General features: G+C 32.4%; 24 protein-coding genes. 15 read left to right on the forward strand and 9 right to left on the reverse strand.

Going from position 1 to position 23,190, the window contains the following annotated elements:
• Positions 1 to 5 precede the first annotated feature (5 nt).
• From Q1A01_RS19455 to Q1A01_RS19470, 4 genes are all read left to right on the forward strand, one after another.
• On the forward strand, positions 6 to 1,004 hold the full coding sequence (locus Q1A01_RS19455; protein WP_299684197.1) for a M64 family metallopeptidase: 999 nt from the start codon (positions 6 to 8) through the stop codon (positions 1,002 to 1,004).
• Positions 1,005 to 1,123: 119 nt separating this feature from the next.
• Positions 1,124 to 2,467 carry an adenylosuccinate lyase gene (purB, locus tag Q1A01_RS19460; RefSeq protein ID WP_299684199.1) on the forward strand — a complete coding sequence of 448 codons (1,344 nt, stop codon included), beginning with the start codon at positions 1,124 to 1,126 and terminating at the stop codon, positions 2,465 to 2,467.
• On the forward strand, positions 2,467 to 2,706 hold the full coding sequence (locus tag Q1A01_RS19465) for a hypothetical protein (RefSeq protein ID WP_299684201.1): 240 nt from the start codon (positions 2,467 to 2,469) through the stop codon (positions 2,704 to 2,706). Before purB ends, Q1A01_RS19465 begins: the two co-directional genes overlap by 1 nt.
• Positions 2,707 to 2,782: 76 nt before the next feature.
• On the forward strand, positions 2,783 to 3,301 hold the full coding sequence (locus Q1A01_RS19470) for an OmpH family outer membrane protein (RefSeq protein WP_299684203.1): 519 nt from the start codon (positions 2,783 to 2,785) through the stop codon (positions 3,299 to 3,301).
• A 326-nt stretch (positions 3,302 to 3,627) separates the two neighbouring features.
• Here the strand turns inward: Q1A01_RS19470 and Q1A01_RS19475 are convergent, their stop codons facing one another.
• Positions 3,628 to 4,014, reverse strand: a complete 387-nt coding sequence (locus tag Q1A01_RS19475; RefSeq protein WP_299684205.1) for a nucleoside triphosphate pyrophosphohydrolase family protein — start codon at positions 4,012 to 4,014, stop codon at positions 3,628 to 3,630.
• A 117-nt stretch (positions 4,015 to 4,131) separates the two neighbouring features.
• Here Q1A01_RS19475 and Q1A01_RS19480 point away from each other — a divergent pair, with 117 nt between their 5' ends.
• The 10 genes from Q1A01_RS19480 to Q1A01_RS19525 all read left to right on the forward strand — a co-directional run bounded on the left by Q1A01_RS19480 (position 4,132) and on the right by Q1A01_RS19525 (position 13,037).
• A complete protein-coding gene (locus tag Q1A01_RS19480; RefSeq protein WP_299684207.1) occupies positions 4,132 to 4,320 on the forward strand; it encodes a hypothetical protein in 189 nt (62 codons plus the stop codon).
• Positions 4,321 to 4,473: 153 nt separating this feature from the next.
• Positions 4,474 to 5,052: a hypothetical protein gene (locus Q1A01_RS19485; RefSeq protein ID WP_299684209.1), complete on the forward strand. Its 579-nt coding sequence runs from the start codon at positions 4,474 to 4,476 to the stop codon at positions 5,050 to 5,052.
• Between the two features lie 3 nt (positions 5,053 to 5,055).
• Complete coding sequence (locus tag Q1A01_RS19490; protein WP_299684211.1) at positions 5,056 to 6,942, forward strand: sensor histidine kinase; 1,887 nt, start codon at positions 5,056 to 5,058, stop codon at positions 6,940 to 6,942.
• A gap of 429 nt (positions 6,943 to 7,371) precedes the next feature.
• Positions 7,372 to 7,674, forward strand: a complete 303-nt coding sequence (locus Q1A01_RS19495; RefSeq protein ID WP_299684213.1) for a hypothetical protein — start codon at positions 7,372 to 7,374, stop codon at positions 7,672 to 7,674.
• 129 nt (positions 7,675 to 7,803) lie between these two features.
• Complete coding sequence (locus tag Q1A01_RS19500) at positions 7,804 to 8,784, forward strand: hypothetical protein (RefSeq protein WP_299684215.1); 981 nt, start codon at positions 7,804 to 7,806, stop codon at positions 8,782 to 8,784.
• Positions 8,785 to 8,796: 12 nt separating this feature from the next.
• Entirely contained in the window at positions 8,797 to 9,252 is a 456-nt protein-coding gene (locus tag Q1A01_RS19505; protein ID WP_299684217.1) for a hypothetical protein, read from the forward strand.
• Complete coding sequence (locus tag Q1A01_RS19510; protein ID WP_299684219.1) at positions 9,224 to 11,050, forward strand: sensor histidine kinase; 1,827 nt, start codon at positions 9,224 to 9,226, stop codon at positions 11,048 to 11,050. Before Q1A01_RS19505 ends, Q1A01_RS19510 begins: the two co-directional genes overlap by 29 nt.
• Before the next feature lie 115 nt (positions 11,051 to 11,165).
• Entirely contained in the window at positions 11,166 to 11,795 is a 630-nt protein-coding gene (locus Q1A01_RS19515) for a response regulator transcription factor (RefSeq protein ID WP_299684221.1), read from the forward strand.
• A 307-nt stretch (positions 11,796 to 12,102) separates the two neighbouring features.
• Complete coding sequence (locus tag Q1A01_RS19520) at positions 12,103 to 12,519, forward strand: hypothetical protein (protein ID WP_299684223.1); 417 nt, start codon at positions 12,103 to 12,105, stop codon at positions 12,517 to 12,519.
• Positions 12,520 to 12,653: 134 nt separating this feature from the next.
• Positions 12,654 to 13,037 (forward strand): LuxR C-terminal-related transcriptional regulator, encoded by a 384-nt coding sequence (locus Q1A01_RS19525; protein WP_299684225.1) that lies wholly within the window; start codon positions 12,654 to 12,656, stop codon positions 13,035 to 13,037.
• A 206-nt stretch (positions 13,038 to 13,243) separates the two neighbouring features.
• Here the strand turns inward: Q1A01_RS19525 and glyA are convergent, their stop codons facing one another.
• Positions 13,244 to 14,518 carry a serine hydroxymethyltransferase gene (glyA, locus tag Q1A01_RS19530; protein WP_299684227.1) on the reverse strand — a complete coding sequence of 425 codons (1,275 nt, stop codon included), beginning with the start codon at positions 14,516 to 14,518 and terminating at the stop codon, positions 13,244 to 13,246.
• A gap of 113 nt (positions 14,519 to 14,631) precedes the next feature.
• Here glyA and fahA point away from each other — a divergent pair, with 113 nt between their 5' ends.
• Complete coding sequence (fahA, locus tag Q1A01_RS19535) at positions 14,632 to 15,924, forward strand: fumarylacetoacetase (RefSeq protein ID WP_299684229.1); 1,293 nt, start codon at positions 14,632 to 14,634, stop codon at positions 15,922 to 15,924.
• A 650-nt stretch (positions 15,925 to 16,574) separates the two neighbouring features.
• Here fahA and Q1A01_RS19540 read toward each other — a convergent pair.
• From Q1A01_RS19540 to Q1A01_RS19570, 7 genes are all read right to left on the reverse strand, one after another.
• Positions 16,575 to 17,066, reverse strand: a complete 492-nt coding sequence (locus Q1A01_RS19540) for a hypothetical protein (protein WP_299684231.1) — start codon at positions 17,064 to 17,066, stop codon at positions 16,575 to 16,577.
• 640 nt (positions 17,067 to 17,706) lie between these two features.
• Positions 17,707 to 18,009, reverse strand: coding sequence for a hypothetical protein (locus Q1A01_RS19545; protein WP_299684233.1), 303 nt, complete (start codon positions 18,007 to 18,009; stop codon positions 17,707 to 17,709).
• A 202-nt stretch (positions 18,010 to 18,211) separates the two neighbouring features.
• Positions 18,212 to 18,961: a response regulator transcription factor gene (locus Q1A01_RS19550; protein ID WP_299684235.1), complete on the reverse strand. Its 750-nt coding sequence runs from the start codon at positions 18,959 to 18,961 to the stop codon at positions 18,212 to 18,214.
• Positions 18,948 to 20,693 (reverse strand): ATP-binding protein, encoded by a 1,746-nt coding sequence (locus Q1A01_RS19555; RefSeq protein WP_299684237.1) that lies wholly within the window; start codon positions 20,691 to 20,693, stop codon positions 18,948 to 18,950. Before Q1A01_RS19555 ends, Q1A01_RS19550 begins: the two co-directional genes overlap by 14 nt.
• Positions 20,694 to 20,788: 95 nt before the next feature.
• Positions 20,789 to 21,217 carry a hypothetical protein gene (locus tag Q1A01_RS19560; protein WP_299684239.1) on the reverse strand — a complete coding sequence of 143 codons (429 nt, stop codon included), beginning with the start codon at positions 21,215 to 21,217 and terminating at the stop codon, positions 20,789 to 20,791.
• A 75-nt stretch (positions 21,218 to 21,292) separates the two neighbouring features.
• Positions 21,293 to 21,784, reverse strand: a complete 492-nt coding sequence (locus tag Q1A01_RS19565; protein ID WP_299684241.1) for a hypothetical protein — start codon at positions 21,782 to 21,784, stop codon at positions 21,293 to 21,295.
• A 749-nt stretch (positions 21,785 to 22,533) separates the two neighbouring features.
• Entirely contained in the window at positions 22,534 to 22,989 is a 456-nt protein-coding gene (locus Q1A01_RS19570) for a hypothetical protein (RefSeq protein ID WP_299684243.1), read from the reverse strand.
• Between the last annotated feature and the right edge of the window lie 201 nt (positions 22,990 to 23,190).

A 23,190-nucleotide genomic window follows, 5' to 3' on the forward strand; every position in this document is an offset into this window, starting at 1 on the left:
TCATTATGAAAACAATAAAAATCCTTTTTGGAATTCTTATAGCAATAAGTATCTATGCCTGCTCTGGTGATGATAATGATGAGTTTAAACCTATTATTGCCGAAGATGTAGCTTTTTTTGAAGATGGCGAAGTAGAAATGCTTTTTGACAATGCAGGGCCAGATGGTATTACCATGGTTTTTATAGGGGACGGATATGTAAAAGAAGATCTAGGAAAATCATTTGGTAGTTATAGAAAAGATGCAGAACGTTATTTTGAAACACTTTTTAACACAGAGCCTTTTGCTGGTTATCAAGAACATTTTAATGCCATGATTATATATGCAGAATCACAATCCCGTACTATTCCAGAAGGTGAAGAAAATGCAGATAGTACTGCTTTAAAAACATATACTATCACAACTTCTAATAATTTTAGTAGATTTAGTTCAGACCCGTTGAGAATTAATTTTTATAAGAATAAAATCCCTGTCAATTATCGCAATAACACGAATACGTTAATTGTTATTAATGACAGAAGCGGAGGTAACGCATGTTTTAGATGTGATGTAGGATATTCTGGAAGTAATTCAGAAGGTACTATGGTACATGAAGTTGGACATTCATTTGCAGGATTAGGAGATGAATATGAAATCAATAATAATACAAATCCTACAAATACGAGTATTAGGGAAAATCTAGATATCACAGATAATCTTGACAACATAAAATGGAAACGTTTTATAGGCCTTCCTGGCTATGAAAATGTAGGTGCTTATGAAGGAGGTGGTCTTGTATCTTTTGGTGTATGGCGTCCAGAAATTAATAGTATTATGAGACAATCCAGTACTAATTTACAATTTAATGCACCAAGCAGAGAAGCTATTGTAAAAAGAATCTATGAAATACGAGAGATTCCATATGACTTTGAAACATTCTTAGTAAATGATGTTGTTACAAGACAAGCTATACCAATTTTTAATAAAACAAAAAATATCCATTCCCTAGTAGGATGTTCTCATTAGATTAGCCATAATTTGATAAAAAAGGATGTAAGTGATGTTACATCCTTTTTTATTCTCTCATAATAGTTGTGCTACGATAGTGTTTTTTTATCTTTGCCCCTTATTAAAAACTACATCATATGTCGTTGTCACCTTTACAAGCCATCTCCCCTGTTGATGGTCGCTATGCATCAAAAACAGAATCGCTTGTACCCTTCTTCTCTGAAGAAGCTCTCATAAAATATCGTGTTAAAGTAGAAATAGAATACTTTATTGCACTTTGTGAATTACCAGTACCGCAATTAGAAGGTATTGATAAACATTCTTATATCGCTTTACGCGAAATATACTCAGACTTCACAACCCAAGATGCGCAAGCTATCAAAGACATCGAAAAGATTACCAATCACGATGTAAAAGCCGTTGAGTATTTTATCAAAGAAAAATTTGATGCATTAGAACTCGCCGAATACAAAGAATTTATTCATTTCGGACTTACCTCACAAGATATAAACAATACAGCCATCCCAATGAGTTTAAAGGATGCTGTAAATCAAGTATATGTTCCGCAACTACTTGAAGTTGTAGACCATTTAAAACAGTTAGTAGATGAGTGGAGCTCAATTACATTACTAGCACGTACACACGGGCAACCGGCCTCTCCTACCCGTTTAGGAAAAGAAATCGAAGTATTTGTGGTACGTATTGAAGAGCAACTTAATTTATTAAATGATATTCCTAGCGCTGCAAAATTTGGCGGAGCTACTGGAAATTATAATGCCCATAAAGTAGCCTACCCGATGGTAGATTGGAAACAATTTGGACATGACTTTGTACATGATGTATTAAAATTACACCACTCCTTCCCCACAACACAAATAGAGCACTATGACCATATGGCTGCATTATTTGACGGATTAAAACGTATCAATACCATCATAATAGATCTTGATCGTGATTTCTGGACCTATATCTCTATGGATTATTTTAAACAAAAAATAAAAGCAGGAGAAGTAGGATCTAGTGCCATGCCACATAAAGTAAATCCAATCGATTTTGAAAATAGTGAAGGAAACTTAGGTATTGCAAATGCAATCTTTGAACACTTAGCGGCAAAGCTTCCTGTTTCAAGATTACAACGCGATCTTACAGATAGCACCGTGTTACGTAATGTAGGCGTGCCTATTGGTCATACAATTATAGGATTACAATCTACTCTTAAAGGATTAAATAAATTACTCCTTAACGAACAAAAAATCGCACAAGACCTAGAAAACAATTGGGCCGTTGTGGCAGAAGCTATTCAGACAATATTACGTCGTGAGGCCTATCCAAATCCATATGAAGCTTTAAAAGAATTAACACGCGTTAATGAACGTATCACTCAAGAATCGATCGCTACATTTATAGATACATTAGATGTAAGTGAAACCATCAAAGGAGAACTAAAAGCGATTACACCAGATAATTATACCGGAATTTAATGAGACTTTTAAAACTCATTTGGGATTTTAGAGGCCCTGCAGGTGCACAAACTGCGGTCCATCATGAAATACATTTGAAGGAGTACGCTTTCGCGAAAGCGTTATCAACTCAAATCACAGGTGTAGAGAATCTTAGCGAACTTCATAGCATCGCTTATCTCGTAGTGAAGGAAGATGAAATGCGTCCCGTAAGAGACGCGCTAAAACCCCATAGAGGCCAAGTATACACTGAAAAATAAAAGTTCGGCACAGATATTGGTTTCTATCTCATATATTTGCACGCGCGAAGCTAAAAAAACTAATAAATTATATACAATGAAGAAAATGATACTTATCGCATTTGTTGCCCTATTTTCTGCGACAACATTTGCACAAAACACAAAAGTAGGTACTGTAAATGTGGACTATACATTGTCTCAAATGCCTGAGCTTGTAACAGCACAAGACGCACTTAAAGTGTACAATCAAGACCTTGAAAAACAACTAGCTGAAAAATTAGCTAATTATGATAAGGTATATAAAGCTGCCGAAACTGGTTTTGCTGCGATGACAGATGCTGAAAAACAAGCAAAACAAGAAGAACTTGCTGGATTAGAAAGTGATATCACTAAATTCCGTAATAATGGAACACAATTGGTACAATTAAAGCAAGACGAGTTATTACAACCGCTTTATAAAAAGATTGGTGAAAATGTTACTGTCGTTGCTAAAGAATTAGGATATACACAAGTCTTAAACATTGGAAACAATAATAACTTAGCCTTTGCAGATCCTGCATTTGATATTACGATACAAGTACTTGCTAAAATGGGTATTACTGTAAAACAAGAGTAATCACTTAGCATACATCTTATAAAAAATGCCATTCGTATTGAATGGCATTTTTTATGGAGGTATGTTAACTATGAACGCTTCCTTTTTATTACTATAAAAGTAAAAGACTGCATCAACACATACATACTACAAATAGAGTACTACTCTAAATTAGAGTGTTACTCTATTTTAGATTTTGAATACATATCCAATGACTTCGAGACAATCTGCTTACAGCAAATCACTCAGTCACCTCAACTGACTACTGACTACTGACTAAATCAACAACATTATACAATAACAAAAAAGTCTATCATCTATGTTCTATCAGCGAGCGGTCTAAACTCTTATTTTTCCAAGATCTCCTTAATATTCGGTTTAAAGTAATTAGGGCCTTTTAATACTTTTCCATCCTCACGATAGATAGGTTTGCCGTCTGCACCAAGTTTACTCATATTACTACGCTGTATCTCGTTAAAGACTTCTTCTATCTTATCCTGCATTCCGTGTTCTATAATGGTACCACATAAGATATAGAGCATATCCCCAAGCGCATCGGCTACTTCTACAAGATCTCCATTGTTTGCTGCTTCTAGGTATTCCTCATTTTCTTCTTTCATTAAGTTAAAACGAAGTGCATTTTTTTCTTTTGGAAGATTTGCTGTAGGTGTTTCTTCTCGATCTAAACCGTATGTATCGTGAAACAAAGTCACAGCAGCTATTTTATTTTTCATATGTATGCCCGTGAAAGGGTTCTTTTAATACCCGAGAAGGCGGGTATCTTAATTAATAATTCGTTCGTAAATATACGAGGTATGTTGTATTTTTGAAATCTCTAAAATACAATTCTCATGTTTAGTACTGGTCAGTGGATTTTTGTTATTTTCTTTGTAGTTGCATTTATAGCTTTTATAACCTATTCGTATCGTAAAGATGCCAAGCTTCATAAAAAAGAATACAAAGGATCTCGCTGGGTGTTAGTTGGCTTTATTGGTTTTGTAGCCTTGCTCTTTGTGATAAAGTTTGCCCTAAAAGGATAACCCTTTACCGTTTTTTATAGCTTTTTATCGATTTTATTTTTTGTACTTGTAAATTTCTCATAGCTTGTTGGGAGAATATACCCTGTGGTGGGTATGATAAGATAGAGATGAACTCTTCATCTTTGAAGCATTACAAATCATAAAAAATTAATTATGTCAAAAATTCAAATCCCAAGTGTAGATTTTAGTCAATTATCAGGAACATTCATTCTTAATGATAATGGTAGATATCAGGCTATTTATGGAAGTCAAAACTATCAAACGTATTATACTATTTATGCAAATTTTACTTTTGAAAATGATATCTTACAAACCATAGATTTAGAACTTATTAATTACAAAGGAATTATTAATATGGGGTTTTTAAACCCAAATGGAGGAGATATTGCTGTTAATCTAAGTGAAGATGTATTAGTGTTAGATATGCCAATTAAAGGTATGACTGGACATACACATACACAAATTGATGTATCTTCAAAAAATATAAACATAAGTAATATCAATAATATTAATGTTTTTAGATTGTTACATCCATTATTCTCTCATAGTAGGCACATGGAAAATAATATTTTTGACAGTGAATTCTTTTATAGAAATGGTATAGATGAATCACCTATTCCTAGAAAACCAATACCTGGCAGATATGATTATCCTGATAAAAATAAACATGAAGGACCAAAAACGTTTGGAGGTAATTGTAACACATCGTATTTAATTGCAATATCAAGATAAACAGTGTTAAAAAAAATAGTCTATTTATTCTTATTTCTATGTACAGCAACTGGCTATTCTCAGCATATAGACACTCCTATTGATTCTTTTTTCTACAATGTAAAACGTATTGAATTTAAAGAAGCATCAAAAAGTTTAAAGAAAACACCAGTTCTTATACAAGATGAATTACAACTCATTTTAGAAATTATTAAAGATAATGGACAAACACATAAAAATGAATTTCAATTAGAATTTATAGAACAACAAAACATATCATCATTAGAAAAAGCCCTTCGTAATCTCACTGAAGGGCTTTATATCTTACACTATCAAAAAAACAGAGTAGCTGCTTTTGAATACTTTCGTAAAGCATATGAAGAATCACTAAATCAAAATAGCATTGAGTTTCAGAAATATTGTCTTATTTCTATATTGAATTTTTATCTAAAAGGTACGTTACAAAATGATAACGAGTTTACTATTTATCTTGAAAAATTCAAAGAAGTATCTACAGATAACATTGATCATATTTTAAGAAACTCCTATTGGTTTAATTTAGTTGCTCAAACAGAAATATATAATCCTGAACGATATGAACATCAAAACCTTTTTGATGGTATTTTTAAAGAACAAGATATTCTGGTTAATCAGATTCCTATAAAAGCTCCAATTAAAGTATATTATTATTTAGATAAAGGGAATTTTTTAATTAGAAAAGAACCCAAAGAATCATTAAAACTATTTGAACAATTATTAATTACATCTGATACTACAAAATTCTATCGTCCATGGAAATACCTAGCCTATATAAATTCAGGAAGATCTCAAGAGAGAATGGGTAATTATAGAGAAGCCTTATTAAATTTAGAAAAATCACAACCTTTTAAAAATAGAAATGATTCTCTCAAAAATGAAGTCGCTTATCACTCATATGCCGCCGATTATTACAGCTTATTAAACAAATATGATTCTGCATATTACCATGCGAGAAACGCTCGTTATCTAGGATATCAATTTAACTTTCAAAAACACAATACAGAGGTTTCTAAAATTAAAGTAGCATTAGATACCGCAGAAAAAGAAAAAGAAAACCTTATCCTAACAGCAGAAAAGAAACGTAATCAAAATATTGCTTTGAGTTTAGGAGGAAGTCTTGCTGCAGTCTCCATAATTGCCTTCCTTGTCTACCGCAACACCAAACGCAAACAACGCATTGCAGAACAAGACCGCGAACTCCAAATTCAAAAAACCGAAAAAGTCCTTAAAGAAAAAGAATTAGAAACCATTAATGCCATGGTCTCTGGTCAGGAGAAAGAACGTTTACGCCTTGCGAGTGAATTACACGATAATCTAGGAAGCACCTTAGCTACTGTTCGTATGCAAGTAGAAAACTTAGAACGTAACTTAGATAAAGTAGATGATCCAAAGGCTTTACTTCAAAAAACCAATGCCCTTGTCAATGAAGCCTATACAAAAGTTCGCTCCATCTCTCATGAACGTAATAGTGGCGTCTTAGCCAAAGACGGACTCTTACCCGCTATCAAAAAATTAGCGAGAACAGTTTCTTCTAATAATAACCTTCAAGTAGACGTACAAGATTTTGGTTTAGAAAACAGAATTGCTAATGAGTTAGAGATTACCATCTTTAGAATTATCCAAGAACTCGTTACGAATATCATAAAACATGCCAATGCCAGCGAAGCTAATATCTCCTTAACGCAACATGACAACGAACTCAATATCATGGTAGAAGACAATGGAAAAGGCTTTAAAGCAAGGACACTTCAAGAAAAAGACGGTATGGGACTGGGTAGTATTGAACGCCGCATCGAGCACCTAGAAGGTACTATGGAAGTAGATAGCGCCATAGGACGTGGCACGAGTGTGAGTATTGATATTCCTTTGTAACTTACTTAAACTAAAAGCTAGATTATAAGTTAATGTAAGGTAATTGAGTGATTTGCTAAAAGCAAATTGCGTTGTACTGAGCTTGTCGAAGTGTATCGAAATTACCTATTTGACATTTTAAACCATGACACATTGAACACCTCTAACTGGAACGAAGTATGTCACATTGAGTTTGCTGAAGAGCGTGTTGTTTTATCAAAAACATAAACTTAAGAATACACCTTCATTACTAATTCCCTTCTTTTTATTTCTCACAAAAGGACTCTTATTTACTTACAATTATATTCTTCTTCCATGTATTTTACGGAAACCCGTAATATAATATACTGATTTTAAGCATATATTAACAGAATATACCTAGTAGTGGGTATGTTTTGAAGGAAAGTGTGTGCTCATCTTTGGAACATAGAATCTTTAATTCCTAATAAAATGAAACCAGCTAAAGACATTATCCCCGACATGATAGTAGCATTTTTAGGGCTACTTACTTTGATTTTATGCTTCCTTTATTTAAAGGATAAAGAATGTGATAAAATTTTTGAACCTTTAGAAGGATTCATTAGAGTAATTATTGCCCTAGCTAGTTCTGCAGTAAGTATAGCATTACCAGGGTTTATCAATCTAGAAACAATCCGAGAAAATAATAAAAGTGATACCCTTTGGCCCAAAATAAAAGCTGGGGGAGCACTTGCTGTATTTGTATTGGTGTATTTATTTAATCCTATTGGATAAATACAATCTTAATTCTAAGTAATTTGATTTAAAGATGATTTATTTTATTATCATTCTTTAAGTATCTAATTAAGTGAAGTATAATTCTTGAAATTTTTCTAAAACAACACCAATTATAAAAAAATAAAAATGAGCAATATCAATGATATACAAGCAACATTAAGTGATAAGTTGATTTCCAAATATGGAGATATAGAAGCTATTAAATACTTAGCAATTGTTCCAAATAATAACCCTTCAAAATATGATTTTAAGATTGGGTTTGTAAGAAATGAAATAGAGAAAAATAAAATAAAAGAGATCAAAGGTTATTTACAAAATATCATTATGGAAATTTATGGTATTAATTTAAGTGTAGAAGATTATAAAAAAAGTAAAAGGATGAAGAAAACTATTAGTAAAGTTAAATCATCTAAAGAAAAATCTCATTTTGAGTTTTATGAACAAAAATCTAAAATACCTATTGGGCAAACTGCTATAAGATTAGAAGGAGATGGAGGGAGTAAAGGAACACTAGGGGCTATAATAAACTTTGAAGGAATAAGTGATGCTTTTTTAATTTCTAATTATCATGTAATATTAAAAAATTGCAATAATATTGGAAGATCTGTATATAAAGTATCTAGGAATAAAATTAAAAAAATAGGAGAAGTTTGTTGGGGTATTTCTAATGACCAGTTTGATGTTGCAATTGCAAAGTTAGATGATACTACTACTACTGGAACTAATCCATATGGTTATGTTTTGGGGGATATAGTCGATATATCTAATAATACCCCTGATGTTTGCTTTATTGGGCAAAAATCTAGGTATGAAGAAGGAAAAATTTTTTCTTTTAATGCCACAGTTAAAGTGAGTAACAAGTGGTATAAAAATCAATTATTATGTAATGATATTACTTCCTGCAAAGGGGATTCTGGGTCAATTTTATCGCTAAGAGACGAAATTAATAGAAAAAGAGATGTCATTGGTTTGGTGATGGGAGGTGATTGTAATAAGAAAACTGTAGCTAATAATTTATATCTATTACTAAAAAGTAATAGACAAATAGTACCATGCAAAAAAGATGGACTACCTGATACTTTAAAATTCAATTCTTTTATAAATTAAACAAAATAAATTATGACATTTTTACCATTTAAAATAAATGAAACTGAACAAAGTTTAGAAATCTTTAATGAAGGAGACTTTGATATTATTGCAAATTTTAAAACTAATGGATATATCGTGGAATCATTGAAAATTGATATAAAAAACACAGATGAAAGATTTAAATATGAACCTATTAATGGACATATCTGTTGTGATGTAATAGAAGGAAATAAATTTCATTTTTTAGATTTAAATTTTATCTTAGTAAAAAAACCCGTTTCAGATTCTTTGTACATTCCTACAAATCCGACTTATAATAACCCAAAAAATCCAGATTGTAGATTAAAAATTGATATAGGTTCTATTCTATTCACAAGAATAAATATTTATGGCAGGATAGATGAAATTGTTCCTTGCCTTAATATATTTGGTAATGAATTCCAACCAGAAACAATAGATGGGAAAATTATTATTGGCACCAGATAATTTTTTATTGAAGAAACCAAAATTTCAAATATTAATCATCACACTCTTACTATTATTTAATAGTAAGAGTTTTATCGGTCAAAACTATCAATTTAAAAAGATTGATTCTTTACTTATTAATTTAGAATATAAAAAAGCGCAAGAATATTTAAGTACAATAGATACAGTTACTCTAAATGAATTTAAAAAAGCTCATTGGTATCTTAATTATTGTAAATCTTTAACCCAAGATGACAGACAAGGTGAAGGTTATAATTATTGCTTAAAAGCTTTAAATATATTTAATCAACTCGATAGTATAAAATGGAGAGCTAACACTAACCGTGCAATTATAAAATTACTTAGTCATCAAAACAGTCTAAAAAAAATAGATAGATATATATATATTAACAATTTTATTAATGACGCAGAAAAAATTAACTCTCCATCATATCTTAGCGATGCATATTTAATAAAAGGAACTTATTTCTTGAATAAAAGGAATGGAGTTGAAGCAATAAAATGGTATAAAAAATCAATATCCAAAGCATTAATAATACAAGATTCTGTTAGAGTTGCTTCTTTACATACAAATATCGGACTTTCATTTGAATATACTAATTACAAGGATGCAGAAGATTCGGTAATATACTATTATGAAAAGGCTTTACCGATATTCAAAAAAAACAATCAAGATACTTATACTTCATACCTTTATAATAATCTTTCAAAACTTTACCAAAAGAAAAAACAATATGATGCAGCCTTAAAATATTTGAAATTAGCAGAAAAAACAGACGTTAAAGTAAATATCTCTAAAACTAAATTAATATATCTCAAAAATTTCCTGTCAATATATTCAGAAAAAGAAGATTATAAAGAAGCAATATTTTATGCTAAACTACTCCTGAAATTAAAAGATAGTATTAATGAATTAGCACAGAATAATACAATTATTGAAGCTGATAAAAAATATAAAACCCTCGAAAAAGAAAAAGAAAATCTAAAGTTAGAAGTAAAAAATAAACGCTCACAAACCATAGCCATTAGCCTCGGCTCCACCCTCCTCCTCGGCTCTATCATCGCCTTCCTCGTATACCGAAACACCAAACGAAAACAACGTATTGCTGAGCAAGATCGCGAACTCCAAATACAGAAAACAGAAACCATTTTAAAAGAGAAAGAACTCGAAACCATCAATGCCATGGTCTCTGGACAAGAAAAAGAACGCCTGCGACTTGCAGGCGAGTTACATGATAATCTAGGCAGTACATTAGCCACGGTTCGTATGCAAGTTGAGAATCTAGAACGTAACCTAGATAAAGTTGATGATCCAAAAGCATTACTACAAAAAACCAATGCGCTGGTGAATGAGGCCTATCAAAAAGTACGTACCATATCCCATGAGCGTAATAGTGGTGTTTTGGCAAAAAACGGACTCTTACCTGCCATTCAGAAACTAGCCCGCACGGTTTCTTCTAATAATAACCTTCAGGTAGAGGTACAAGATTTTGGTCTAGAAAATAGAATTGCTAATGAACTAGAAATTACGATTTTCAGAATCATCCAGGAACTTGTTACCAATATCGTAAAACATGCCAATGCCGGCGAAGCCAATATCTCCCTAACGCAACATGACAACGAACTCAATATCATGGTAGAAGACAATGGAAAAGGATTTAAAGTAGGCAAACTCAAAGAAAAAGATGGCATGGGACTCGGTAACATAGAACGTCGCATAGAACATTTAGAAGGAACCATGGAAGTAGATAGTGCTCTAGGAAGAGGTACAAGTATAAGTATAGATATCCCTTTATAAGAATACTAGTATATTTATAACATAAAATATAGATTTCAAATTCGGTGATTTCGATACAATTTGCTTCTAGCAAATCACTCAATCTCCTTTCAGTATACAAAACAATAGACTTATTATGATTACAGTAGCCATCGCCGAAGATCACCAATCCCTTATAGACGGGATCTCTTTACTTTTAAAATATGAAGAAGGCATTTCGATTATAGGAACTTCAAACGATGGTAAAGAGTTATTGGATATTGTTCGTTTAAAACAACCTAAAGTGGTGATAATGGATATTCGCATGCCTAAACTAGATGGTATCGAAGCCACTAAAATCATTATGAAAGAATTTCCGCACACCAAGATCATTGCGTTTTCTATGTTTGATCAAGACCAAGCTGTGATACAAATGCGCGATGCCGGCGCCAAAGGATATATTCTAAAAAATAGTCCGCTAGAAGAAATTTTAAAAGCCATATATGCCGTGATGCAAGGCAAGGTTTACTATGATACTGGCATCGATCAGAATCTGTTTAATGACGCTTTCGCGAAAGCAAAAACACCAAAATCCGTTTTATCTAAAAGCGAACGGGAAATTTTACGCCTCATCGCCCAAAACAAAACCTCATCAGAAATTGCAGATGTACGCTTTACAGCGGTCTCTACAGTAGAGAAACATCGTAAAAACATGATGCGCAAACTAGGCCTTAGTGGTAAAGGTGAATTATTAAAATATGCTATAGAAAAGAAATACGATTTCTAGCATTCCCGTCTTCATAGATTAATTCAACTCTAAATGCTTCTAAATACAAAATGACCTCCAATACTATATACTATGTAATTGATATTATTTTAACAATTACAAGTATATATTACTAATTTCCAGTGATTTAACAGCATTTTCTATTGGTTATTATTTTTTACAAAAATTCAATATTCGGTTATAAACCATCATATTATTATGGTTTTACCTTAAAATATGTATATTAAAAACGCAAAATACCCTATACTAGGTATTTTTTTTAATAACCATTATAAGTACTTTTAACAAGTAAAAAATCACTAACACAATGAAAAAAATAATTTTAGTTGCCGCATTTCTTATGTTATCAATCTTTCAAGGATTTTCTCAAGATCGAGATTTTGATGGGCTTTGGGAAGGAGTTCTAGAAAAAGAAAATGGAGAACAATATAAGCTCACCTTATTTATAGAAGATAATAACGTATATGGTGTCACAACAGATGAGGATGATGATTTAGTAAAAGACAGGCAATTTGAAGTACAGATAAGCAAAGGGTATGGAGAACATCTTAATTTTTTCTGGATCAACAAAGGGGGAGTTTGGACAGAAACACAAATGTTTTCACTTTCTTGGTCATCTGACTCTGAGTTGTCTGTTTTTCATACCAGACATGTTTCTAATAAATCTGATGAAATAGATGGGAATACAGATTGGGGATACTTTGCAAAGGGTACACTTAAGTAAAAAAAGACACAATATCATCAGTGGAAAAGGCGAGTTATTTATATAAATAATTCGCCTTTTATTTTACAAGTATTTTTTACAAATACCTAGTGATGGGTATTTTATCTTCTCTTTATTCTCTCTAGTTTTAAACTATGAATGTAACCCAAGAAATCATAGCAAGTATAGAACAAGCTTGCTCACAGAAACAAAAGTTAAATATACAGCAAACACTAAAAATCATTACTGCCTATAGAGCTATTTCTAATGATCCTGAACTTATAGATAAAATACTCCACCTTATTAAGATGTACAGCAAGCAAGAGCTTTATTCTAATACTCTATCAGCTAGGCAAAATCAAATTTTTAATCTTATTGGTTTAGATTTCTCTTCCAAAGAAATTGCAAGTATGTTAGCCATTAGTGAAGCCACTGTAAGTACGCATCGCAAAAATATGATTAGGAAACTACACATCTCAGGGGCTGGTGCATTACAAAAATTAGCCTACCAATACCTCCACAAAAATGAGGAGTTATAAATACCCTAAAGAGGGTATGTTTTAATGGGTATAGTATACTTACTTTTAGGTAGTTTACATACCTATATTGCCATGGAAATAGAATTTGCTATTAGTATTACGGTTACCTATGTTTTAATAAAGATAGACTTCTCACTATCTATAAGTAAAGATCAAAAATAAAAAGCTCCTAAATGGAGCTTTTTATTTTTGATCTTATACATTAATTATGCAACAAATAACGGTTTATCCCCCATCATTGCATTTACGTTACTAGCAATTGCTTCTAAGGCAGCATCATCTTCGTGATTCATAATCGCTTCGTCTATAAAGTCAACGATCATTTGCATATCCTCTTCTTTTAAACCTCTTGTAGTAATTGCAGCTGTACCAATACGAATTCCTGATGTTACAAATGGTGATTTATCATCAAAAGGCACCATATTTTTATTTACTGTAATATCTGCTTTTCCTAAGGCAGCTTCGGCGGCTTTTCCTGTGATATCTTTATTACGAAGATCAATAAGCATCATATGGTTATCGGTTCCTCCAGAAATAATATCATAGCCTTTAGCTACAAATGCAGCAGCCATTACTTTTGCATTTTTTTGAACTTGAACCATATAGTGTAAGAAATCATCCGTCAGTGCTTCTCCAAAAGCAATCGCTTTGGCCGCAATGATATGCTCTAAAGGTCCTCCTTGATTCCCTGGGAAGATACCGCTGTCTAACAAAGATGACATCATACGTGGTTTTCCGCTTTTGAGTGTGATTCCAAATGGGTTTTCAAAATCTTTCCCCATTAAAATAAGACCACCTCTTGGCCCACGAAGGGTTTTATGAGTGGTTGTCGTTACTACGTGACAATGCGGAATTGGATCTGAGATAATTCCTTTAGCGATCAAACCAGCTGGATGTGCGATATCTGCCATCAAAATAGCATTTATACTGTCTGCAATTTCGCGAAAGCGTGCATAATCAATTTCACGAGAATAGGCGCTTGCACCAGCTATAATCATTTTTGGCTTTTCTTGTAAAGCAATCTCTTGTATTTTATCATAGTTTAAACGTCCTGTCTCCTTCTCTACTCCGTAAAAAACAGGATTGTATAAACGTCCAGAAAAGTTTACTGGAGAACCATGCGTTAAGTGTCCTCCATGAGAAAGGTCAAACCCTAAAAAAGTATCTCCAGGTTTTAAACATGCATGAAAAACAGCTGTATTTGCTTGAGATCCTGAATGTGGTTGTACATTTGCATAGGCAGCTCCAAAAAGTTCTTTAGCGCGTTCTATAGCAATTGTTTCTACTTCATCTACTACCTCACATCCACCGTAATATCGTTTTCCTGGATATCCTTCGGCATACTTATTTGTAAGTACTGATCCTGCGGCTTCCATTACTTGGTCACTAACAAAATTTTCTGAAGCAATTAATTCTAAGCCATCTAATTGGCGTTCTTTTTCTTCTTGTATTAAATCAAAAATAGCTGTGTCGCGTTGCATAATATATCTTATGTTAAAAAGAGATGTAAAAATAACATAAAGTCTTTATTACAGTACTATAAAATCCTATATTTGGGTAGCAAAATTTACTAACATCTTATTAAGAACCACATATGCCACTATCTGCTAACAATCCCTCGATAAAAACTTGGCTAAAAACCCCCAAGAACACTGATTTTCCCATTCAAAATATTCCTTTTGGTGTATTTCTAACACGTGATGATGTCATTACCATCGGTACGCGTATTGGAGATTATGCTATTGACCTAGGTGCATTGCATCAGTTAGGATATTTTGAAGGAATCCCACTTACAGATGATATCTTTTTGCAGGATACGTTAAATGACTTTATTGCAGATGGTCGTAAGACATGGCGATTGGTACGTAATCGTATTTCTGAGATTTTTGAAGAAAATAATACCGCTTTGCGCGAAAATCAAAAACACCGGGAGACTGTTATTTTTGATATGAATGAAATCGAAATGCAACTTCCTGTACAAATAGGTGATTATACAGATTTTTATTCAAGTATTGAACATGCAACCAATGTAGGAACCATGTTTCGAGGTGAAGAAAATGCATTAATGCCAAACTGGTTACACTTACCTGTAGCCTATCATGGTAGGAGTTCTTCTGTGATTCCATCAGGAATTCCTGTGCATAGACCACAAGGACAAAAATTACCTAATGGAGCAACAGAGCCTATTTTTGGACCTTCTCGTTTGGTAGATTTTGAATTAGAAATGGCGTTTATCACCACTGCGGCAAATCACTTAGGTGAATCGATCTCTACAGAAGATGCTGAAGATAATATCTTTGGATTGGTACTCTTTAATGATTGGAGCGCACGTGATATTCAGAAATGGGAGTATGTGCCATTAGGGCCTTTCTTAGCAAAGAACTTTGCTTCTTCTATCTCTCCATGGATTGTGACATTAGATGCATTAGAGCCCTATAGAGTAGAAAGCCCTAAGCCTAAAAAGGAACTCCTTCCTTATTTACAATATGAAGGAAAAAAGAGTTTTGATATCAAATTAGAAGTAGCATTACAACCTGAAGGAAAAAAAGAAACGGTCGTAGCTAAGTCTAACTTCAAATATATGTACTGGAATATGAGTCAGCAGTTGGCACATCATACTGTAAATGGGTGCCCAGTCAATGCAGGAGATATGATGGGTAGCGGAACGTTATCTGGTCCTACGCCAGATTCATATGGATCTATGCTAGAATTATCTTGGCGTGGAGAACGTCCTGTACGTTTAGATGAAGGTGGTGATCGTAAGTTTATAGAAGATAATGATACGGTTATTATACGTGGCCATTGTAAATCAAAAGATACCCCTCGTATCGGTTTTGGAGAAGTATCTACGAAGTTATTACCTGTCTTCCAACCTAAAACGAAGTAAGAATTAAAATAAATATACCATTACCAAAATCGTAATGGGTGGTTGTCCTTATAAAAACGTAATTTTTTCAATACGTTTTTATAAGGACTTTCCGTTTTAAGGAACCGACTAAGTTATTACCTGTTTTTCAGCCTAAAACGAAATAAGAATTAAAATAAATATACCATTGTCAAAACCGTAATGGGTGGTTGTCCTGATAAAAATGTAATTTTTTCAATACGTTTTTATCAGGACTTTCCGTTGCATAGTTAGACCTAAGTTATTACCTGTCTTCCAACCTAAAACGAAGTAAGAATTAAAATAATATATACCATTACCAAAACCATAATGATGGGTAGTTATCATAAAAAAAGAGTACATTTTCCAGTACTCTTTTTTTATGATTTTCTGTTACTCGGATATCAAAAAACGTAATTTTTAACACGTTTTTATCAGGACTTTTTATTTAAAGAGTAAATAAATACTATCCTTTAACCCGTTGTGTATTTTGATAAAATAACTAGTAATTGTCCTATTAATCTTCATTATATATCTCAAATCCTAAAGGAAGTGATGAAGATTTCTTCGATTCACCCTTCAGGGAGGGGAAAAAATCAAGAAATCTATTCAAAATGCACAACGGGTTATCCTTTACTATTGTAATAATCAGTTCATTCTTTGTAAAACGAATAAACATCACCATATCCATTTTTACATTCTAAAAAGAATTGTTTAGGAATCCCCTTATCAAAAGACAAACGAGTAATTATATTTTTATCACAATCATCACTTTCAGAATGAAAAAATACAAGTTGATTATTTTCAATTTTTTCAGGCAAATCATATTTCATAGCCAAATGATAATTCCCTAAATATGTCGTATCCTCATTAAACACTAAAATTCTGTTTGTTGCTCTTTTCGAAGAGCCCCAAAGCCAACAAGAAGTAATTATTTTGAAGTTTCCGTTCTCACTCCTAATAATACCTAAATACTTTAAATGGGTTTCAGTTCCATCTATTTTATTCCATTCTCCAAATACATGAAGACTATCAATAATATTATTTTTTAAAACAACATCTTGAAAAGAATCATCAGCTACTTGTCCAAATAAATTTAGATGTATAGATAAAGGTATGAGTACTATTGAAATTTTATTATTCATTAGATTAGGTTACTAAAACAATAGATGTATTATTGATTTTATACGCTTTCGCGAAAGCGTATACTGCCAGATTACTATAGTATGGAGAGTTTGTTAAATATATCGAATTTAAAACACCAAGCTAAACACGGATCCTTCACCCTCAACGCTTTTTACGATGATTTTTTCCTTTATGAAGTAAAAACAATTTAGAAAATGCAAAAGCAAACCTCATCAATGCGCAATATGAGTATCTATTACGTGTGAAAATTCTAGAATATTACAGAGGAAATTTCGGCTAAACTAGCAGAATATATACTATTAAATTAAGGGATGATGTATACGCTTTCGCGAAAGCGAACTAATGATACTTACTAGCCAGTAAATTCACAACTACAGAGAGAACGAAGCGATAAAATGTACACAGAAAAAAGGCCATCTTCCCCAGACAGCCCTTTCGATCAATATAATCTCACATATGTAACAAATCATTAATAAACCATATTGATCAAACAGGCAATACTATGCTAATTCACCCCTTATTTTATTTGAATTAATCGTTAGTAAGAAGATGCCTGCTCTATTTTCTTTTTTGCTTCTCAACCTGCCTCTCGGCAGGTGTAAAAGCCTATACTTTAAAACCCCTAAAAAGTATATTTTATTAGAAGTAACATTCTACTCCTGAATCATTAATATTAAGCGTTGGTCCATCTGAAGATGAACAAAAACGTGTCGTGTTTGTACCATCTGGTGTTTCTATAGAAACAATAATGGCAAATGTTTTTGCGCAACCTGGAGCTGGATCATTTATCAATTCTGCATTTAATGGAATCACTCCCCTATTTTTAGGCTTATCGAGAATCCCTTGTACAATCTCAGTAACATTACATGCTGGTCTCGTAGAAGATCCTGGTTTGTCCCAAGAGTAAATCGCCGAATGAACTTTATATCTATACGCCCCCATAATTGTTTATGATTAATAAGTAGGTTACTTGTTTTTTATTTCTGGAATAAAACTACAAAAGAAGAAGAGCCTAATGGAGAAAAATGGTATAAGAACCCATTTTTTACCCATAAAACAGAAAAGAAGTGGTATGAAATAAAAACCGTATTCTAAATTAAAAACAACAAATAGACTAACTTATAAACGACTAAAAAACAATGCATTATCTTAACGTACGCATTCTTTTCACAATATCTTTATAGGTATCACTAAGTGTTACTCTATGATTTCCAGATAGAATGATAAGATTGTCTGCTAGTATAATTTCTTCTACTTTTTCAAGATTAGCAATATAATTTCTATGCGTACGATAGAAGCTATTATTATCTAATAGTTTTAGAATTTTTGTAAGTGATATGAGAATCACAAATTTTTCTTTTTCGGTAATGATATTACAGTACTTCTCCTCTACTTCAATATAGATGATTTCTGCAATGCGAACTTTCTTAAGTGATTTTCCTTTCTTAATAAACAAATACTCATCACTAATCACTGTATCCTCATCATCCCCTAAAAAAACATCCTGTTGCGCATAAAACTTCTCAACGGCCATTTCTATAGCATATAGAAGTTCTAATTCATTAAAAGGCTTCATTAAGTAACTAAAAGGTTGTGTGAGTTTTGCTCTCTGAAATATCTGACGATCTGTAGAGCTTGTTAGAAATACAAAAGGTTTTGAAGCATTAGGCACTGCATTAATCGTTTCGGCAAAAGCAATCCCGTCTGGAACACCATTTAGGAAAATATCAATGATTACAATGTCTATTTTACCAGATCCATAAAATAATGACAATGCTTCTTTGAGACTAGTAGCAACACCTACCACTGCAAAGTTATTTTCTTCAAGTGTCTTTACAAGCCTATCACTCTGAGCAGGAGTATCTTCTATAACAAGTACATTAATAGTATCCATCAGGAGGTATTTTAGATAAAGATACAATCATTTTTGTACCTTTTCCTAACTCGCTTTCTATAAAGAAATTTCCATTATTTTTTTTGATCATAGACTTACATAATTGCATCCCTAAACCAGAACCAATTATATCCTTATTTTCCTTTTCTGAAGTCACAATCGTTTCCTGTAATAAGTTTTGTCTCGTAGCTTCACTCATTCCTAATCCTGTATCTTCTATCACCAAATCACAAAAGCCTTCTTTTGTGTGTCGCGTATATATCTTAATAGTATCTTCAGCATTTGAAAATTTGATCGCATTATCAATGATATTTCTCAAAATAATCTTTAACGATTCTTGATCTGCAAACACTTTATCTTTTTTAGGAATCGTATTTTCAAAATGAATCTTCTTTTCTAACAACAAAGCTTTGTAATTATGCGCTACCTGTTCTACGATAAAGAATAAACGTAATTCTCCAACTTCAAAATACGATTGCTTGGTTTGCAATAATGCCCAATTTAAAAGGTTGTCTAATAAATTATATGCGCCATTTACAATGGCACTATTAGAATGTAAAAGCGTATGTACTTTCTCTAAGTTTTTAGCTTCCAGATTGTCCACAAGATCTGAATTACTTGATTTCAAAGCATGTACAGAAGAACGTAAATCATGACTTACAATAGAAAACAACTTATCTTTTGTAGCATTGAGTTCATCTAGATCTTCTTTCTGAGCACTAATGATTTTGTTGCTTTTCACCTTCTCTCTATAAAAATAAACACCCGTTCCTAGTAATAAGAGTAAAATGACAGACGAAAGCATCAACCCATCTTTTTGCGCTTCTTTTACTTTGTTTTCAGCTTCTAGCAGACTTACTTCTTGTTGCTTTTGCTCAACAGCAATACGTTTTTCCAATTGCAGTACACGCGCTACTTCATTTTGATCATGTAACGAATCTTTCCACTGATTATGTTCTTCTATATATTGATAAGCTAAATCGGGTTGACCTAAATATTTTGATACCTCATACATATTATGGGTAGTTCCTGTTTTAACCTCATAATCATCAATATACCTAGAAAGATCATATGCCTTTTTATAGTTTGCTATGGCTTGGTCTGTAGAATCCAAATAGTCATAATTGGTAGCTAGATTACTATAACCTATTACTAAATTAAGTGTATCTCTTTTTTCTTCTAAAAACTTTATATTTTTTTTAAAATAAATATCCGCCTCACTGAATTTATCAAGAAGCAAATAACAAGAAGCTATATTACCTTCTATACTATTCCTGTTAATCCCTAAAAGTTTATCATTTGTAATATTTTCAATAGGCAATAGATATTCCAAGGCTTTGTTATAATTTTCTTGTTCTATAGCAATGGCACCTAAAAAAATCTTTGTATGAAGGTAATAATCAAAATCTTCTGTGATTTTCAAAAATTCACTTTTTGATTCACTGAATACTCTCTTTTTATAAAAACTATAGCCTCTTAAAAAATGAGAAAAGTTATCAAGATGCTTATTTTTAGATGTTAAACCTAATTGTTTACTGGTATATAATAAGGTAGAATCCCATTCTTTTTCTAAGAAAAAGGATTGTGCTTTTTTAAAGTTAGGTTCATTTATATATAGATCTGATTTTTGTTTGAGTATTTTTTCAAATTCACCGTATTCACTTTTCATTTGAGAAAATGACAGTAATGGTAAAAAACATAGTATATAAAAAACCAGTATTTTATATTTCATAAAATAATTTTAGTAACAATGTAACTAAAATAAAGCATACAAAAAAAGTAGAGATTATGCATCTCTACTTTTTAAATTATAAAATATTGATATCTCTATGCAGGAGGATGAACTATTACTTTCTTACCTGAAGACGTAATAGGGTCAGTATCCATAAGATATAAAGTTACTTCACTATCCTCATGTAGGGTTGAGCATCCATATTCTGCCATAATTGTATACTCATATACATACTCAGGTGTTTCTTCTGCATGGTCATATTCTAAACAGAATTTTGTACTCGTCTTATCTACTTTAAAGTATAGCTGAGAGGTATTATTAGCATCTATATATACTTTAAAATTAAATGTTATTGCTGGAACACCTTTACGTTTGGTGACAGAAACGTCAAAAGGGTTGGGTAAAAAACTCGACGTAACTTTATTAGCCCCGAGTGTGCTATTTAATATTCTTGTTCCTTTAATTGCTTTAAAGCTTGTGATTTTTGTAGGAAAATCAGATGCTGTAACTGTTTGTGTGTTCATAGTAAATTAGATTTTAAGTTAATCAATAATAAGTAGGCTTTTTAATATATGTAATAAAAGTATAGGGGTCTTTTATTACGCAGGAGGGTGAACTATTACTTTCTTTCCAGATGATGTAATAGGGTCTTCATCATAGAGATATAATTCTATTTCGCTAATAGTTCCTAGTGAACTTCCAGCTACAATGTCAAAAGTAACGGTGTATGGATATAACCCTACCGGAGTTTCTTCTGCATAGCAATATCCTATGTATAACTGCTTAAGAATTTTAGTGTTATCATTAGGATCAATAATGGCATCTTTTTGATACACCTGCAAATCATTAATAGTAACTGCCGAGTCAATTTTAACAGTAGCAGTAATGGTAATATTATTCTTAGCCGTTGTTACATAGTTTGCAGTAAATTCAGGAGTTAAAGGAGTGTTTGTTGGTTGAACAGATCCATTTGAATTATCAATATAAGCGCCTTTTATGTAAGAAGTAAGATTTTCTAAAAAAGTAGCACCAGAAGGTATTTCAACTACACAGGGAGCTTCTTCCCCGCTTTTTGTTTGTCTTGTGTTCATGATATATTAGATTTTGAGTTCATAATTTAATAAGTAGCTTTCCACAAATAAAGAATAAAGAATTTGAATTTTTGAAAAAAAATGGCATAAAGCGCAACTTTCAAGCCATGAAAGTACTAAAACTATGGTATAAGACTACAATTTTAAAGAAAAAACCTACAAATCACTAACTTCTTAAAACTAAACGAGTAAGGTTCAAAATTACGTTTTTTCTATCATCTCTCCCATATTGCTTCATTATTGAAACAAGTTCAACACAAGCACTAACCTTCTCCCAGAGAGAGCAGGAACTGTTTTTAGATAAAAAGTAACATACTACAAAGTAGTAAGAATGAGTTTCCCCTCTAGTAAGAGGGGATTAAGGAGTGTGTTATTGTTCTTTATAGCAACAATTTAAAAGCTCCTCACCTCCCTCATTACTGAAACAAGTTCAGCACAGGCTCTAACCTTCTCCCAGAGGGAGAAGGGACTGTTTTTAGATAAAAAGTGACATACTACAAAGCAGTAAGCATGAGTTTCCCCTCTAGTAAGAGGGGATTAAGGGGTTTGTTATTGTTCTTTATAACAACAATTCAAAAGCTCCTCACCTCCCTCATTACTGAAACAAGTTCAGCACAGGCTCTAACCTTCTCCCAGAGGGAGAAGGAACTATTTTAAATAAAAAGTTACATACTACAAAGCAGTAAGCATGAGTTTCCCCTCTAGTAAGAGAGGATTAAGGGGTGTGTTATTATTAAGTAAAAAGCTAATTAAACAGCAAACTCAAGTTGTTTACCTTCTTTTTCGGCTTTTGCATCCATAGCGGTTCCAATAGCAATACCAATGCCCATTCCGATAGGGATTCCAATGCCTAAGAATGCCATATTATCTAATGCCACACCAAAAGCTACTCCAAAAGAAACACCAAAAGCAGACATACCTACGGCCATCCACATGTTGCGATAGTAGCCTTTAGGTACCAGTTTTAATTTCTTAAGAAGTAATGCCAGTATCTTAGATTGTCGTTTACGAAGTTCTTTAGAAAGCTCTCCTTTGGTCGTAATTCCATTCAGATACATAATATGTTCATTTATAGACATAATAACATCTTCAGGTAGTTTCCGTTCACCCAATTCACCTAATAAATTTTGAAAGGTTGTTACCTTCTTCTTAAGTTTCTCTTCATTGGTTAAAGGTATAGCAATAATAAGTAGAGCGATTTCCATGAAAGTGTTTTATGAACGTTACTATACTATAAGTAGTTATTTGTAAAAGGATGTTACAGGTTATTTTTAATTCTTTTTATACGCTTTCGCGAAAAGGTATAAAGGTCATTTGTTAATAGGAGTCAGGAGTCAGGAGTCAGGAGTCAGGAGTCAGGAGTCAGGAGTCAGGAGTCAGGAGTCAGGAGTCAGGAGTCAGGAGTC

Source organism: uncultured Dokdonia sp. (genome assembly GCF_947492815.1).
GTDB lineage: Bacteria > Bacteroidota > Bacteroidia > Flavobacteriales > Flavobacteriaceae > Dokdonia.